Annotated in this window: 16 protein-coding genes and 1 tRNA gene; 7 read left to right on the top strand and 10 right to left on the bottom strand. The window is 65.4% G+C overall.

The features are described 5' to 3' along the window. The first annotated feature begins 42 nt into the window (after positions 1-42). Positions 43-146: transfer RNA gene (locus tag LCF40_RS09995), tRNA-Arg, on the top strand. A gap of 684 nt (positions 147-830) precedes the next feature. On the opposite strand, the gene LCF40_RS09990 is transcribed toward LCF40_RS09995, so the two are convergent. Both LCF40_RS09990 and LCF40_RS09985 read right to left on the bottom strand, forming a co-directional pair. Next, positions 831-1,169, bottom strand: a complete 339-nt coding sequence (locus LCF40_RS09990; protein ID WP_114576182.1) for a cupin domain-containing protein — start codon at positions 1,167-1,169, stop codon at positions 831-833. A gap of 225 nt (positions 1,170-1,394) precedes the next feature. After that, positions 1,395-3,272, bottom strand: coding sequence for a S9 family peptidase (locus LCF40_RS09985; RefSeq protein ID WP_224828358.1), 1,878 nt, complete (start codon positions 3,270-3,272; stop codon positions 1,395-1,397). Between the two features lie 87 nt (positions 3,273-3,359). Between LCF40_RS09985 and LCF40_RS09980 the strand changes: the two genes are divergently transcribed. Beyond that, positions 3,360-3,881 (top strand): DUF5817 domain-containing protein, encoded by a 522-nt coding sequence (locus LCF40_RS09980; RefSeq protein ID WP_224828474.1) that lies wholly within the window; start codon positions 3,360-3,362, stop codon positions 3,879-3,881. Between the two features lie 5 nt (positions 3,882-3,886). Continuing rightward, positions 3,887-4,255, top strand: a complete 369-nt coding sequence (locus tag LCF40_RS09975) for a hypothetical protein (RefSeq protein ID WP_224828357.1) — start codon at positions 3,887-3,889, stop codon at positions 4,253-4,255. Positions 4,256-4,257: 2 nt separating this feature from the next. Here the strand turns inward: LCF40_RS09975 and hmgA are convergent, their stop codons facing one another. Together hmgA and LCF40_RS09965 are read right to left on the bottom strand one after the other, a co-directional pair. After that, entirely contained in the window at positions 4,258-5,493 is a 1,236-nt protein-coding gene (gene hmgA / locus LCF40_RS09970) for a hydroxymethylglutaryl-CoA reductase (NADPH) (RefSeq protein ID WP_224828356.1), read from the bottom strand. A gap of 60 nt (positions 5,494-5,553) precedes the next feature. After that, positions 5,554-6,108 (bottom strand): GMP synthase subunit A, encoded by a 555-nt coding sequence (locus tag LCF40_RS09965; RefSeq protein ID WP_224828355.1) that lies wholly within the window; start codon positions 6,106-6,108, stop codon positions 5,554-5,556. A gap of 112 nt (positions 6,109-6,220) precedes the next feature. Here LCF40_RS09965 and LCF40_RS09960 point away from each other — a divergent pair, with 112 nt between their 5' ends. Next, a complete protein-coding gene (locus LCF40_RS09960; protein ID WP_224828354.1) occupies positions 6,221-6,358 on the top strand; it encodes a hypothetical protein in 138 nt (45 codons plus the stop codon). A gap of 2 nt (positions 6,359-6,360) precedes the next feature. Here LCF40_RS09960 and LCF40_RS09955 read toward each other — a convergent pair whose 3' ends face one another. Further along, positions 6,361-6,759, bottom strand: coding sequence for a hypothetical protein (locus LCF40_RS09955; protein ID WP_114576187.1), 399 nt, complete (start codon positions 6,757-6,759; stop codon positions 6,361-6,363). Positions 6,760-6,876: 117 nt separating this feature from the next. Next, a complete protein-coding gene (gene pan1 / locus LCF40_RS09950) occupies positions 6,877-8,091 on the bottom strand; it encodes a proteasome-activating nucleotidase Pan1 (RefSeq protein WP_114576188.1) in 1,215 nt (404 codons plus the stop codon). Between the two features lie 122 nt (positions 8,092-8,213). On the opposite strand from pan1, the gene LCF40_RS09945 reads away from it, so the two are divergent. From LCF40_RS09945 to rad50, 3 genes are read left to right on the top strand one after another with little or no spacing between them, the layout of a single operon-like run. Continuing rightward, positions 8,214-8,477, top strand: a complete 264-nt coding sequence (locus tag LCF40_RS09945) for a MarR family transcriptional regulator (protein WP_224828353.1) — start codon at positions 8,214-8,216, stop codon at positions 8,475-8,477. A gap of 57 nt (positions 8,478-8,534) precedes the next feature. Further along, positions 8,535-9,782, top strand: coding sequence for a DNA double-strand break repair protein Mre11 (gene mre11, locus LCF40_RS09940; protein ID WP_224828352.1), 1,248 nt, complete (start codon positions 8,535-8,537; stop codon positions 9,780-9,782). Then, positions 9,779-12,475 (top strand): DNA double-strand break repair ATPase Rad50, encoded by a 2,697-nt coding sequence (gene rad50, locus LCF40_RS09935; protein WP_224828351.1) that lies wholly within the window; start codon positions 9,779-9,781, stop codon positions 12,473-12,475. Before mre11 ends, rad50 begins: the two co-directional genes overlap by 4 nt. Positions 12,476-12,859: 384 nt before the next feature. On the opposite strand, the gene LCF40_RS09930 is transcribed toward rad50, so the two are convergent. The 4 genes from LCF40_RS09930 to LCF40_RS09915 all read right to left on the bottom strand — a co-directional run. After that, positions 12,860-13,297: a DUF7346 family protein gene (locus tag LCF40_RS09930; protein WP_224828350.1), complete on the bottom strand. Its 438-nt coding sequence runs from the start codon at positions 13,295-13,297 to the stop codon at positions 12,860-12,862. Beyond that, a complete protein-coding gene (locus LCF40_RS09925) occupies positions 13,294-13,698 on the bottom strand; it encodes a DUF7322 domain-containing protein (RefSeq protein ID WP_224828349.1) in 405 nt (134 codons plus the stop codon). Before LCF40_RS09925 ends, LCF40_RS09930 begins: the two co-directional genes overlap by 4 nt. Positions 13,699-13,737: 39 nt before the next feature. Then, positions 13,738-13,911, bottom strand: coding sequence for a DUF7331 family protein (locus LCF40_RS09920; protein WP_224828348.1), 174 nt, complete (start codon positions 13,909-13,911; stop codon positions 13,738-13,740). A gap of 206 nt (positions 13,912-14,117) precedes the next feature. Further along, on the bottom strand, positions 14,118-14,720 hold a 603-nt coding region (locus tag LCF40_RS09915; RefSeq protein WP_224828347.1), incomplete at its 5' end, for a hypothetical protein.

Here is a 14,720-nt window from a genome sequence, read left to right as displayed (position 1 = left end):
ATCCCTACCGCTTATGCCGATCGGTCCTCCATGATGGGCCGAGGGCACGTAGCTCAGTCCGGATAGAGCGTCGGACTTCTATCCCCGTGACGTGTGTTGTGGGGGAAGACATCCGACGGTCGTGGGTTCGAATCCCATCGTGCCCGTAGGAAATTCTGGTTTAATGACAACAATGAATTATCCTTGATCCATATACTAAGTGAGGTCACTATAGCAGATGTTGGCTTATCTATTGAGCAATGGACCCTTATTCTCATTACACTAACCTTGGTATTATCTTTGGTTGACTTCGCTATAACTCATTTTAGAAAGCCCAAGTCAGATGTTGTATTTAATAAGAAGGTTGCATCCCGGTCTAATACGAACTCAACCCGTGCGGGTGAAATCCAAATGGAGCTTTATTTTTTGGCTCAAAATCGGGGAGATGACACAGGTCATATTACTGGATCAGAATTGGACTGGCTGGAATTTTATAATAAATCACCTTCTGACTCTGGGAAGAATATACTCCACAGAGAAGAATTAGGGGATTTGTTTATGATTCAGAGCCAATTGTTGTAACTAACAAGATAGTAGATACTGAGAAGGGTTACGAGAGGGGGCCGTTCACTCTCAAAAAGGAGAAACTGTCGAATTACAGGTTGTACCGCGAATATTTGCCCTTTCTACTATTGCAGATGTTCGGGATGACTACGAAAAGATCAGGGCGAAAATAAATTTCATTATTGTAGATGGAGAGCGAGAATACGAAGTTCAAACCTATAGTGAGGAACTTGAAGCAGAGGATCTAGAACCACCTTGAACAATGCCCTCTCTATAGGCTCTGCAAACTACTCCTGCCAACTAGGATTTTCTCTTGGCGGATCGAAGATATCGAACCCCCGAACCGTCTCCTCGCCGCGGTTCTCGGCGGCGTGGGGCTCGTCGCCGGGGATCCCGTAGGAGTCGCCGGGACCACAGACGACCTCCTCGCCCTCCGAGAGGAAGACCAGTTCCCCCTCGTAGATCATCCCCGTCTGCTCGTTGGGGTGGCTGTGTTTGTCCACCCGCGCTCCGGGCTCGATCTCGAAATGCTGGACGGTCATCGAGTCCGTGCCGGCTAATAGTGCCAACTCGACGCCCTCTGCGACTTCTGTGGTTTCGGTGTCGTGGATCGAAACTCGTTCCATACTCTACTCATGGTAGTTCGACGTGAAAGTCGTTGTCGAGATTGGCGCCGTTGTCGAGGTCAACACCACCTCGAAAGCCCTCGGCTGTTTCGCGTCCCGCGGCTCGCTGCGCTCCTCGCGTTGCTGCGGTGCTTGCGTCGCCGGGGTTCCCCGAAACAGCCTCGCCCTTTCAGTCCACCAGGGCAGCGGTTGGCCGATCGGGAGAAACTCGAGCCAAACCGAGTCTCAGGTCCCAGGTGTCCCGATCCGGCGCTCGAGGAACCCGTCCAGCGTCTCGAACAGCCGCACCTTCTGGTCGATGTCCGAGGAGGCGTGCCCCTCCTCCCCGAGTTCGACGTACTCGACGTCGCCCTCCTCGCCGAACTCGTAGCCCAGTTCCTCGAGACGCTCGCGGAAGGCTCGAGCCTGTTCGACGGGGACGCGCCGGTCGGTGACGCCGTGGACCATCAGCAGGGGTGCGGCGAGGTTCTTGGCGTGGGTGATCGGGCTGCGCTCCTTGTAGAGGTCGGCGTGCTCGTCGGGACTGCCGAGTTGTTTCTCCATCAGCTCGGTCCGGAAGTGGGGCATCGTGGTGTCGTACATCCGGTTCAGGTCCGTGACCCCGATCCAGGCGATGCCGGCGGCGTAGAGCGCGGGGTACTGGACCATCTGCCAGTAGGCCGAGTACCCTCCATACGAGCCCCCGAAGACGACCACGCGCTCGGCGTCGATCCAGTCCCGCTCTGCGAGGACGTGTTCGACCCCGCGGGCGACGTCGCCCTGTTCGGCCCCGCCCCAGTCCCCATAGAGTTCCTCGACGAACGACCGCCCGCGTCCGGTCGAGCCCCGATAGTTGACCTGGAGGACGCTGTAGCCCCGGGAGACGAGAAACTGGGTGTAGAGGCCGAACGCGCGCTGGTCGGCCGCCCGCGGCCCGCCGTGGGGGTTGACGACCAGCGGCGAGGGGCGTTCGCCCGAGTCGTAGAGGAGGGCACCGATCTCGAGGTCGGTTCCCGGTTCCAGCTCGATCGCTTCGGCCTCGACCTCGGGAACGCCGTCGGAGTCGAACTCGAAGTATTCCGCGTCGGCGAACATGTCGGGATCGAGGTCGCCGTAGGTCGGCTCGATCAGCGTCTCGGTCCCATCGGTGTGGAGATCGTAGGCGAGCAGTGCCGGCCGTTCGCTCGGCGTGGTCTGAGAGAGGACCACCCGATCATCCGAGAGGGCGGCCTCGCCGCCCGCGAAGGAGGCGACGCCCTCGGGAAGCTCGAGCTCCCGCGAGGTCCCGCTCTCGACGTCGTAGACCACCGGAGCCACCGCGGCCTCGCGGGTTCGGGCCGCGAGGAACCGTCCTCCATCGATGAACTGGACCGGGCTCTCCTCGGCCTCGCCTTCGCCGAACCAGGTCACCTCCCCCGCTTCGAGATCATAGATCCCGGCTCGACCGAGGTCCGCGCTGTTGTCCGCGATCAGCAGCCGGTCGCCGTCGAGACTCCAATCGACGGGCGCGGATTCGGCGCCGACCTCGCCGATCTCTACGTTTCGTGGGTCCGAGCCGTCGGCCTCGGCGACGTAGACGTCCATGTTCTCGTACTCGTCGCTCTCGTTGGTCGCGTAGGCGATCCGGTCGCCGTCGGGCGAGATCGTTCCGGCCGCAGCGGCCCGGTCGTAGTCGGTCAGCTTCTCCTGGTTTCGGCCGTCGGGATCCGACCGATAGAGGTTGAGTTGGCCCTCCGCGGTCGAGCCGAAGAGGAGGAACGCCTCGCTCACGTCGGCGAGGACGGTCTGGCCCTCGCGCTCGAGGATCGGTTCGACCTCGCCCTCGCGGGAGATCGCGTGGACGTCGTTCTGTTCGTCGCCCGCGTCGTCGATGTGGAAGTAGACCCGCTCACCCGCGGCGTCCCACCGGACGGGCCAGCGGGCGTTCCGGGGGACCTCGCCGTCGCTGACCTGGCGGGACTCCCCAGTAGCGACGTCGATCAGGTGGAGTTCGTTCCGGCCCGAGACGTCGTGGTAGACCGCGACCGTCTCCCCGTCGGGAGAGGCGGTCGGATGGTGGAAGGTCGGGAGCGAGGCGAGTTCGTCGAGGACGTCCTTCGGATCGCCGTCGGCGGCGTCGGTCATGTTTCAGTGGAGTGAAACCAGCCATATAGTTCCTCGAGAACCGGAGAGGGAGAAGGTTGAATTACGGTGACGCCGCAGGTTCCGACGATGTACGCCGTCGTCGGCTGTGGCGAGTGCTCGAACCTCTGGATCGTCGAGGGTCGCTCCGAGACCTCCGAGTGCCCCCGCTGTGGCACCCGGCGGGCCTTCGAGAAGCGAAAGCAGTTCGTCGAGACCGACGACGCCGACCACGCCCGCGAGGTCCGCGCCTCGATGCTCGCCGCCCGCCAGGGCCAGAGCGACGCGTTCGTCGACGTCGATTCGGTCTCGGAGCTCGAGGACCAGGTCGAAGACGGCGTGATCGACGACGAGGCCTACCTCGAGGGATCGGGACTCGATGCCGACGAGATCGCGGCCGCGGGCGACCGGGATCCTCGTTCTCCCTCGGGCTCGAGCCGGAAGGATGTCGTCGAACGTGCTCTCTCCGAACTCGACGAACCCACCGAAAGCGAGATCGTCGAGTACGCCGACGACCACGGCGTTCCCGCCGACTACGTCGAAACGGCCCTCGAAAAGCTGCGCCGTCGGGGCGAGGTGAGCGAGAGCGGCGGCCGGTACCGCCGGCTCTAACCGCCGTGGCCGACGAACACGGCGCGGTGGACGTCCAGGGGACGGCGATCGGCGTCGGCACCGTCGCCGCGCTCGTCCTCTTCGCGTACGGCCGGTACATCGGCGGCTCGGTCCTCGGGCTCGATCCCGCGGCGCTCGCCCTCGTCGCGTTCGCGCTTACGGCTGCGTCCCTCGCGGTCCTCCACGCCTCCTACGGCCGGCGGGATTTCGCCGGCGCGTACGCCCTCGCCGCCGCCGGTCTCTTCCTCGTGGCGCCCGCGGCGGCTCCCCTCTTTACGATCGCGGGCTACCTCCTGCTCGTCGCCGGCGGCGCCTACGTCGCGGTCGCGACCGTCCGCGCCCGCCGAGAACCGACCGAGGGCGATCGGGCGTAACCCTACCGACCCAGGTCCTCGTGGGCGCTCGCGAGGTGCCGGGAGGCGAGTGCCGCCAGCAGGGAGAGTTCGCCCGCGAGCGCGCCGACGGCGATCACTTCCGCGAGCGCGTCGGCGTTCGACCCAGCGGGGTCGCCGCCGCCGGCGAGCCCGAGCACGTCGAGGGCTTCGGCCTGGGTCGGCAGCTTCGTCCCGCCGCCGACGGTGCCGACCTCGAGAGAGGCGAGGCTGATGCTGGCGTAGAGGTCCGTCTCCCCTTCCTCGCCCTCTCGAGTCTCCATCGTCGTGATCGCGTTCGCGCCCTCGACGACCTGGGCGGCGTCCTGGCCGGTCGCGAGGAAGGCGGCGGCCACGGTGTTCGCCGCGTGGGCGTTGAATCCCAGACTCCCGGCTTTCGCGCTCCCCACGAGGTTCTTTCTGGTGTTGGCCTCGGCGATCGCCTTGGGGGTCGTTCCCAGGCGCTCCTCGATCAGCTCTCCGGGGAGGACGACGTCGGCGGTCACGGAGCGGCCCCGGCCCTCGACGGCGTTGATCGCGGCCGGTTTCTTGTCCGAACAGAGGTTCCCCGAGAGCGCGACCAGCGAGGCCGGCGTCTCGTTCTCGACGACCTCGCAGGCCTTCCTGGTCGCGATGGTGGCCATGTTCATCCCCATCGCGTCCTTGGTGTCGTAGGCGAAACGGAGGTAGATCGAGTCGCCGACGACGTAGGGTTCGATTCCCAGTAACTCCCCGTGGCTCGTCGTCGCCTCCGCGGCTTCCCTGACCGACTCGAGGTGTTCCTGCTCGCCGAGCCACTCGACGACCTCGGCGGCCTCGGCGACGCCCGAAACCCGGAAAACGGGCGCGCGGGTCATCCCCGATTTCGTCACGCGCGCGTCGGCGCCGCCCGCCGCTCGAATCGCGGACAGCCCGCGATTGACGCTCGCGAGGAGCGCCCCTTCGGTGGTCGCAAGCGGGAGGTAGTACTCGCCCGAGGCTGCCCCGCCGTCTACCGCCAGGGGGCCGGCGACGCCCATCGGGATCTGGGCCCCGCCGATCAGGTTCTCGACGGCCGACTCCGTCGCCTCCCCCGCGTCGAAGGCGTACTCCCCCACGGTATCGAGGTCGGCGCCCGTCTCGCTCTCTACGAGCCGCCGGCGAGCCGTGGCGGCCGTCTCGCTATCTGCGTGCTCCTCGAGTTCGTGCAGGCGGAGGTCGCCCTCCCGGACCCGTTCCGCCAGGTCGTCGGGGTCGGTCATGGGGCGAGAATCGGACTCCCGCGGTGTAACTGTACCTATCCGGGCTCGTTTGGGGGTGGGTCAGGCGGACTCGCAGATCGCGACGAAGTTCTCGAAGACAGCCTCGCCCTCCTCAGTGTGGGCGACCTCGGGGTGCCACTGGACGCCGTAGAGCGCCCTCTCGGGATCGCTCATCGCCTCGACGCCACAGACGTCGCTTCTGGCGGTTCGCGAAAAGCCCTCCGGCACCTCCCGGACCTCGTCGGCGTGGCTCGCCCAGACGCGGGTCTCGGGGGCAAGCGACCCGACGAGGGGGTCATCGGGATCGGTGATCTCGACGGTGACGTCGGCGTAGCCGCCGTAGTCCCCGCCCTCGACGCGGCCGCCGAGTTCGGCGGCGATCAGTTGCATCCCCAGACAGATCCCGAGGACGGGCCGGCCGTCGCGGAGGTAGTCGGCACTGTGGCCGATGCGGTCCATGTCGGGCCCTCCCGAGAGGACGATCCCGTCGGCTTCGACCTCTTCGGGTGGCGTCTCGTTGTCGACGAGTTCGGTCTCGACGCCGAGGTCCCGGAGCGCCCGCCGTTCGAGATGGGTGAACTGCCCGTGGTTGTCGACCACGACGATCGTCGTCATTGCCGGTGATAGCGCCCGTGGCGACAAAAGGGGTCCGGACCACGCGGCCGCCTGTCGGAGAGGCGCCGGCGACCGCCGCCAGGCTTTTGCTCTCTCCCGGCGACCGATGTCCATGAACGATCCGCGAACGGCGGAGCTCTCACCCGCCTGGCTCGCCGCGGGCGCGACAGCCGGGGGCTATCTGCTGATCCTCCTCGCGCTCGCGGCGGCGCTGTTCGTCCTGCCGTGGGCGGCGTTCGGAGTGGTGTAGCCTTACCGATCGCGCTCTGAGCCGTCATCCGGTCGGCTCTCGCGCGTTAACTCCTCGACGCGTTCGTCGACCTCCTCGGTTCGGGGACGGCGGTCGACCCGGTCGTTGATCTCCTCTAATCTGTCGATCACTTCGTCGACCTCCTGGCTCACGGTTTGTTCGACCTCCTCGGTGACTTCCTCGGTCACCGTCTCCTCGACTTCGTCGGCGACCTCCCGGGTCATCCAGTCGGGATCGAACCTGGCCATCTTCCAGACGACGTGGACGACGTAGGACGCGAGCACGCCGAGGCCGAACGCGACCCCGACACGGGTACCGAGGACGGCGATGAGGGCGATCGAGGCGAAGATCAACAGTCCGTAGATGAGGTCGACGACGAAGTCGACCCGTGCCGGGTTCATCGGCCTCCCGCCGGCCGACCGGGCCGGTCACGGTTCGCTCGCTCGTGGGATGAACTGTGTCCGTACATTGGCTCTCTGAGCCGAGGCACTCGCCGTGGTTGGTTCTACCGGTCTGGCTCAGGCGAACGTCTTCGAGACCTCTTCGTCGTCGTTTTCGGCCTGGACTTTCTCCCAGGCCGCCCGGAAGTCCTCCATCCGGATCTCGGTGCGGTCGTCCCTGATCGCGAACATCCCGGCTTCCGTACAGATCGCCTTCACGTCGGCGCCGGAGGCCTCCTCGACCTCCGCGGCGAGAACGGCGAACTCGACGTCGTCGGCGACGTTCATGTCGCGGGTGTGGATCTCGAAGATGAGTTCCCGGCCCTCCTCGTCGGGTTTCGGGACCTCGATCAGGCGGTCGAACCGACCCGGCCGGAGGATCGCGCGATCGAGCATGTCGAAGCGGTTGGTCGCGGCGATGATCCGGATCTCGCCGCGGTCCTCGAAACCGTCCATCTCGGAGAGCAGTTGCATCATCGTCCGCTGGACCTCGGCGTCGCCCGACGTCTTGGACTCGGTCCGGGTCGCGGCGATGGCGTCGATCTCGTCGATGAAGATGACGGCGGGTTCGTGTTCGCGGGCGACCTCGAAGAGGTCCCGGACGAGCTTTGCCCCCTCGCCGATGAACTTGTGGACCAGCTCGGAGCCGGCCATCTTGATGAACGTCGCGTCGGTCTGGTTCGCAACCGCCTTCGCGAGCATCGTCTTGCCCGTGCCCGGCGGGCCATAGAGGAGCACGCCGCTGGGCGGGTCGATGCCGACGTCCCGGAACATGTCGGGTTTCTCGAGGGGCATCTCGACGGTCTCTCTGACCTCCTGCATCTGTTCTTCGAGGCCGCCGATGTCGTCGTAGCTGACGTCGGGGCTCTCAGTTACTTCCATTACGCGAGCGCGAACGTCCGTCTCGTCGGAGAGCGTCTTGACGATCGAGAGGGAGTTGTTGACGGCGACCCGGGCGTCGTGGTCGAGTTCCTCGCGGAGCTCGTCGGTGACCTCCGTCAGGGCCTCCTGGTTGTTGCCGTGTTGTTTGATGATGACGCCGTCGTCGGTCATCTCCTGGACGGTGGCGACGAACAGGGGCGACTGCTTGAGTTTCTTGTTCTCGTGGGTCAGCCGTTCGAGTTTCTGCTGGTACTTGTTGTTCTCGGCGTTTGCGTCCAGTAGCTTGTCGCGCATCTCCTCGTTTCGGGATTCGAGCCCGTCGAGGCGTTCCTCGAGGACCTGGATCTTCTCCTGTTGGGACGTTTCCTCCTCGTCGTAGGGGAGGTCGATCTCGTCCGCAGTGTCGCTCATTGCCCCTCCGTAAGTCGCTGTTTCATAAGAGGCTTCGGGTGGATCGGGCGTCCGATGGAATAACTAGAAGTTATTCGACAGAAGGGAAAATATTATCACTCTGTATCCTGTAGGGGGACTCGATGAGCGTCTCAGAGCCGATCGGCACGGAAGGAGGGGGGAGCTGGGAGGACGTCCGGGAGCTGCCGCCGAGTGCGAAACTCGTGGCCAAAGTGTTGGAGTACAACGAGACGATGACTCAGGGGGAGATCGCCGAGGAAACCCTGCTTCCCGCACGAACCGTCCGCTACGCGTTGAGCCGTCTCGACGAGCAGAACGTCATCGACTCCCGGTTTTCGTTCTCGGACGCCCGGAAACGGCTCTACTCGCTTTCGATCGCGGACTGACTAGTTTCACCGGACTCTCCGAACCCCTATAGGGTTCGCCCGGCAAGGGAGAGGTAGATGACGCGGGTGATACACACCGGCGACACCCACATCGGCTATCGCCAGTACAACGCTCCCGAGCGCCGCCGGGACTTCCTGCGAGCGTTCCGTCGGGTCGCCGACGACGCGATGGATCTCGACGTCGACGCGGTCGTCCACGCTGGCGACCTCTTTCACGACCGACGGCCGGGGCTGGTCGACCTCCAGGGCACCCTTTCGGTCCTGCGAGACCTCGACGACGCGGGGATCCCCTTTCTCGCCGTCGTCGGCAACCACGAGGGCAAACGCGACGCCCAGTGGCTCGACCTCTTCGCCGATCTCGGGCTGGCGACCCGCCTCGGGCGCGAGCCCTATCGACTGGGCGAGGTCGCTCTCTACGGCCTCGACTTCGTTCCCCGCTCCCGGCGCGAGGACCTCGAGTACGAGTTCGCGGACCACGACGGCGACCACGCCGCGCTCGTCACCCACGGCCTGTTCTCCCCGTTCGCCCACGCCGACTGGGAGACCGAGACCCTCCTGGCGGAGGCGGACGTCGAGTTCGACGCCCTCCTGCTCGGGGACAACCACGAACCGGGAACCGCCGAAGTGGAGGACACGTGGGTCACCTACTGTGGCTCGACCGAGCGCGCGAGCGCGAGCGAGCGCGAGAGCCGGGGGTACAACGTCGTCGAGTTCGACGACGCCGTGGAGATCCGCCGACGCGGGATCGAGAGCCGCGAGTTCGTCTTCGTCGACGTCACCCTCCACGAGGGCGAGGGCGGCGATGTCGTCCGCGAGCGCGTCGGCGAGTACGACGTCGAGGACGCGGTCGTCGTCGTCACGGTAGAGGGCGAGGGCGAGCCGATCACCCCCGCGACGATCGAGACCGCCGCCAGCGAGCGCGGGGCCCTGGTCGCCCGGGTGACCGACCGCCGCGAGATCGACGAGGAGACCGAGGTCTCGGTGAACTTCGCCGACCCCGACGAGGCCGTCCGAAAACGGGTACGCGACCTCGGCCTGAGCGACGCCGCCCGCGACATCGATCGGGTGGTCAGGGACGACGATCTCGCGGACGCGAACGTCCGGGACGCCATCGAGCGCCGGGTCCGGGAGGGCCTCGAGGAGTCCGCGGCGTTCGAGCCCGCTTCCGGCGAGGGCGGCGACGGGACCGATGCCGAGAGCGACGAAGCCGCCAAAGCGCCCGAATCCGAAGCCTCCGACGACTCCGAAGCGGGGAAACCGACGGACGAGAGCGACGATCAGATCTCGATCGGTGAGTTCTCGTGAGGGTCGAACGCGTCCGCCTGCGGAACTTCAAGTGCTACGGCGACGCCGACCTCCGCCTGCGCCGGGGGGTGACGGTCGTCCACGGCATCAACGGCAGCGGGAAGTCGACGCTGCTCGAGGCGGTCTTCTTCGCGCTCTACGGCTCAAGCGCGCTCGACGACCGAACCCTCGACGACGTGATCTCCACCGGCGAGGAGGAGTGTACGGTCGAACTCGACTTCCACCACGACGGCGGGGACTACCGGATCGAGCGCGAGCTTCGCCTCCGGGGGGATCGCGCGACGACGACGACCTGCATCCTCGAGGGCGCGGGCGAGCCGATCGAGGGCGCCCGCGACGTCGAGCGCGCGGTCTCGGAACTCCTGCGGATGGACGCCGACGCGTTCGTCAACTGCGCGTACGTCCGCCAGGGCGAGGTCAACAAGCTGATCCACGCCTCGCCGGGCGAGCGCCAGGACATGATCGACGACCTCCTCCAGCTGGGTGCTCTAGAGGAGTACCGCGAACGTGCCAGCGACGCCCGGCTGGGCGTCAAGTCGGTGCTGGACGGCCAGCGGGAGGTCCTCGAGGATCTGCAGACGCAAGTCGAGCGCAAGGAAGACCAGGACCTCCACGAGAGACTGAACGCCCTCGAAAGCCGCCGCGGCGAGGTCGTCTCCGAGATCGAGCGCTACGAGAGCCAGCGCGAGGAGGCCAGAGAGGCCAGGGAGAGCGCGGCGGACGTTCTCGAGCGCCACGAGGAGACCCGCGAGGAGATCGAAGAGCTCGAGGAGGAGATCGAGAAGCTCCGGTCGAAGATCGCCGAGACCGAGCGCAAACGCGAGGAGGCGGGCGAGGCGCTCCGCGAGCTGAAGGGCGAGGACGAGGGGCTCGCCGACGAACGCGAGGGCCTGCTCGCGGAGGCCGACGTCTCTGAGATCGATCTCGCGGACGGCGATCGAGACGAGGAAACCATCGAGGACCGGGTCGAGGAGCTGGAGGCCAGAGACGAGGCGCTCCGGGACGACCTAGAGGAGGTCCGAGTGACGATCACCGAGCGGACCGGCGAGATCGAGCGCCTCCGCGAGGAGGCCACGGAGTACGACGAGGAGGCGGCGGCGGCCCGCGAGGCGGCCGACGACCTCGAATCGCGTATCGCCGAGGACGTCGAGGCGATCGAGGAACGCGAGGGGAGAGTCGAGGAGCTCGACGGCGAGATCGAGTCCGCCCGCGAGGCGTTCGCGGACGCGCCGATCGCGTTCGGGGAGAGCGAGTCCCGTCTCGAGGCCCTGGAAGACGACCGCGAGGGCCTCACGGCGGAGCTCACCGAACTGACCGCCGAGATCCGGTCGGTTGAGGACGCGATCGAGGAGGGCGAGCAGTTGCGCGAGGCGGGCAAGTGCCCAGAGTGCGGCCAGGACGTCGAGGACTCGCCCCACGTCGATGCCCTTGAGAGGAAACGCGAGCGGCTGGCGGAGCTCGAGGCCGAGCTGTCCGAACTGGAAGCGGACCGCGCGGAGATCGACGAGCGCATCGAGCGCGTCGAGGACCTGGTCGAGACCGAACGCCGGGTCGACCGACTGGAAGAACAGCGCGAGAGCGCCGCCCGGTTGCTCGCCGAAAAAGGCGAAACCCTCGCGGATCGCCGCGACCAGCGCGACCGGCTTCGCGAGGAGGCCGAGAAGTACGACGAGGAGGCGGCAGACGCCCGCGAGGAGGCAACCGACATAGAGAGCGAGGTCGCGGACGCCCGCTCGGAACTCGGGGGAATCAACGCCGAGCGCGGCGAGGTCAGGGACTCCCTCGAGACGCTCCGGCGCGTGGCCGAGATCGATAGCGAACGTGGCGAGCTCGAAGGCGAGATCGAACGGCTCCGGGAGCGCCGGGACGACTGGGCGACGATGAACGAGGAACGCCGCGAGGGGCTCTCGGAGAAACGCGAGCGAAAGCGCGACCTCGAAAGCGGGTTCGACGACGACCGGATCGAGCAGGCCCGCGAGCGGAAGGCCGAGGCGGAGGACTACCTCGAGCGGGTCGGCGAGAAACTATCGGACCTCGAGGACGATCGCGATGAACTCCAGGGGGCGATCGGAGGCATCGAGGAGAAGATCGAGGAACTCGAGCGCCTCCGGGAGCGCCTGGAGAGCGTCGAGGTCCGGTGTGAGCGCCTCGACTCGCTCTACGAGGAGGCCGAGACCCTCCAGGCGACCTACGGCGACCTCCGGGCGGAGCTTCGCCAGCGAAACGTCTCGACCCTGGAGCGACTGGTCAACGAGACGTTCGACCTGGTCTACAGAAACGACTCCTACGCGGCGATCGATCTCGACGGCGACTACAGGCTCACGATCTACCAGAAGGACGGCGAGCCCCTCGAACCCGAACAGCTCTCGGGCGGGGAACGGGCGCTGTTCAACCTCAGCCTGCGGTGTGCGATCTACCGACTGCTCGCCGAGGGCGTCGAGGGGTCGGCTCCGATGCCGCCGCTGATCTTAGACGAGCCCACCGTCTTTCTGGACTCGGGCCACGTCACCCAGCTCGTCTCGCTGATCGAGTCGATGCGCGAGATCGGCGTCGAGCAGATCGTCGTCGTCAGCCACGACGACGAACTCGTCGGGGCCGCCGACGACCTCGTCGCCGTCGAGAAGTCGGCGACCTCGAATCGCTCGCGGCTCGAGCGCAGCGCGCCTTCGGAGGCGCTGTTGACCTCGGATTGACTCGTACTATGAACTGGATCCTATGACTCCCGCGTGCCGAACTACGGCTATGCGAGATCGACTACGTTGTGCACAAGCTAACGACCAATATGGCAACTGGATGGAATTTTAAGTGTTCTCCGCCGTAGACAGCTTATGATGAAACATACCCATTTTCCCTGGCTGGACTTTGTCAATGGTGTTGGGTTGATCGCTATCGCGATCATGGCCGTGTTTTACCTGGCATTTTTCGCGTCGATCGAGCCATTAGGGCCTTTTGCAGCGTTCTTCCTCCTGGCCGTAGGGGGCGTCCTCGCGTACGGATCTTATAGGGTTTTCAGTCGAACGTAGCCACGGTTCTCTTACCTCGGACTACCTTTCGGCAGGAAGTCACAGCCGGCAGTGTCAGCTTCCGGCGTCGGGACGAACGATCTCGAGCGCCACTCGGCAGTCCTCGGTCGCCCGGTAGCCCCGTTCGCCCGCGACCGTCGCCTCCTCTACGAGGCCGGCGGCGACGAGTTCGGCCAGCCGGCCGTGGAGGTCGCTCTCGCAGAGGCCGTAGCCGTCGAGGAGTTGGCGGACGGCGATGGGTCCCCGGTCGGCGAGCGCGATCACCAGGCCCAGCGTCTCGTCGTCGTGGACGGCCGAAAGCAGCGTTCGGACCGCCGGATCGACGCCCGCTGCGGCCGTCTCGAGGGGCGATCCGCTTCCCTCCTCTTCCTCGAGGCGGTCGTTGGGGAGGTAGCGTTCCTCCCCCGTTTCTGGGTCGTAGACGAGACTCGACTCCGTCGAGCGTTTCCGGAGGAGGTAGCGGGTCCCCTCGGCGTCGCGGACGGTTTTCATTGTGCTTCCTCCCTTTCGGTGTCGGAATCGCTCTCGGCGTCGTCGCTTCCGCCTCCGGCCAGCGCCTTGGAGTTACGGTACCGACGGGCGGCGAGCGCGAACAGGGCAACGCCACAGGCGAGGGCGGCGAGCCCGGGGCGGGTCCCGTGGCCGAAGACGAGCACGAGGGCGCCGACCGCGGTCGCGAGGATGGCCGCGTTCAGGGTCAACACGACGAGCCAGAACGCGGAGTGGATCTCCGAGGGGACGTCCTCGTCGCCCCCCGGCGAGGGCACTTCTGGCGCCTCGGGAGAGGGTGGCGAGGGGGCCGAGGGGATCGTCAATCCCTCGGAGTCGGGGTCGTGAAACCGCTCCTCGGGGTCGTCCTCCTCGGGCTCGTGGTCGCTCGGCTCGAGGTCCACGGTCGGAAAAGGGTGGGTCGGGGGAAAAGCGTTGTCTCCCTACGCGAACTCCTCTAGGGCGAGCGTTCGGGCGGTCTCCATCCAGGCGAGCGGGTTCTCCGCGTCGAAGAAGACGGTCCTGCCGTCGGTTTCGTAGCACTCGACCGTCGCGACTGCGGGGTCGTCGTGGCGACTGTGCTCCTCGCGCCTCTCGTCTCTCGCTCGGACTGACACGGCGTTCACCGTGTCGTGGTATGTGTTACCACATTAAAGCTCTTGTCCCGGGAGGGGGCGGCGGTCGATGAGACGAAATGATAGCGGAACCCCACGCTTCACAGTAGTTGCTGAAGTGACCAAGCGACGATTGTCGTTGTCCTCGTTGTCTCGATATGGTCGAGACAACTGAGGCAACGCAGGTGACTCGCGCAGCGTTGTCACTGTTATTTCCTGAACTTGAGTTTGGAATCGCTGCTAACGCCACATATCCAAGCGAGGACTTCCAGCGAGTCCTCGCTCGGATTGCCTTCGACAACGAGTTCGCCAATACTGGCGCGAAAGCCTATCAACTTGCCCGCGGTGATGACGTTGCTATTGATGCAACCACACGAAATCCGCTCGCGCGAGCAGTACTCTACCATTTGCGTGGGCTCAACGCGGACGCGGTCGAACTGGTCGTCGACCGCGTCCGCGAGGCGACCCTTGACAGAGTTGCTCGCAATCGTGTGTTCACTCGCCCAGTCGACGTCGCTATTGACGTTCACGACTGGCTCTATTACGGCGACAAAGAGACCCCTCGCGTCTGTACAACGAATCCAGCCCAGGGCTCCGATCGTGCATACAAGTTCGCTACCGTCTGTATTGTCGATCCAAGCGTTCGATTTACGCTTGGATCGGTAGCCTTGGAGGGAAGCGATACTCAGTCGATCACATCGGGTTAGAGTAAGTGTCTGCTTGGAGAGTGCGTGCAACAAACCCAAGCAGACAACGAGGTAGAGGAAGAGCACCTGCTTAATTTTGTCGTCAACAGTCTCGGAGATGAGCTC

The organism is Saliphagus infecundisoli (genome assembly GCF_020177375.1).
Lineage (GTDB): Archaea > Halobacteriota > Halobacteria > Halobacteriales > Natrialbaceae > Saliphagus > Saliphagus infecundisoli.
The sequence above is the reverse complement of the archived record's forward strand: the minus strand, read 5'-3'. Positions and strand labels throughout refer to the sequence as shown.

Bases quoted from the DNA above. Each gene is read 5' to 3' on its own strand.
- LCF40_RS09990 (WP_114576182.1), bottom strand. From the start codon at position 1,169: ATGGAACGAGTTTCGATCCACGACACCGAAACCACAGAAGTCGCAGAG.
- LCF40_RS09985 (WP_224828358.1), bottom strand. From the start codon at position 3,272: ATGACCGACGCCGCCGACGGCGATCCGAAGGACGTCCTCGACGAACTC.
- LCF40_RS09980 (WP_224828474.1), top strand. From the start codon at position 3,360: ATGTACGCCGTCGTCGGCTGTGGCGAGTGCTCGAACCTCTGGATCGTC.
- hmgA (WP_224828356.1), bottom strand. From the start codon at position 5,493: ATGACCGACCCCGACGACCTGGCGGAACGGGTCCGGGAGGGCGACCTC.
- LCF40_RS09965 (WP_224828355.1), bottom strand. From the start codon at position 6,108: ATGACGACGATCGTCGTGGTCGACAACCACGGGCAGTTCACCCATCTC.
- LCF40_RS09960 (WP_224828354.1), top strand. From the start codon at position 6,221: ATGAACGATCCGCGAACGGCGGAGCTCTCACCCGCCTGGCTCGCCGCG.
- LCF40_RS09955 (WP_114576187.1), bottom strand. From the start codon at position 6,759: ATGAACCCGGCACGGGTCGACTTCGTCGTCGACCTCATCTACGGACTG.
- pan1 (WP_114576188.1), bottom strand. From the start codon at position 8,091: ATGAGCGACACTGCGGACGAGATCGACCTCCCCTACGACGAGGAGGAA.
- LCF40_RS09945 (WP_224828353.1), top strand. From the start codon at position 8,214: ATGAGCGTCTCAGAGCCGATCGGCACGGAAGGAGGGGGGAGCTGGGAG.
- mre11 (WP_224828352.1), top strand. From the start codon at position 8,535: ATGACGCGGGTGATACACACCGGCGACACCCACATCGGCTATCGCCAG.
- LCF40_RS09930 (WP_224828350.1), bottom strand. From the start codon at position 13,297: ATGAAAACCGTCCGCGACGCCGAGGGGACCCGCTACCTCCTCCGGAAA.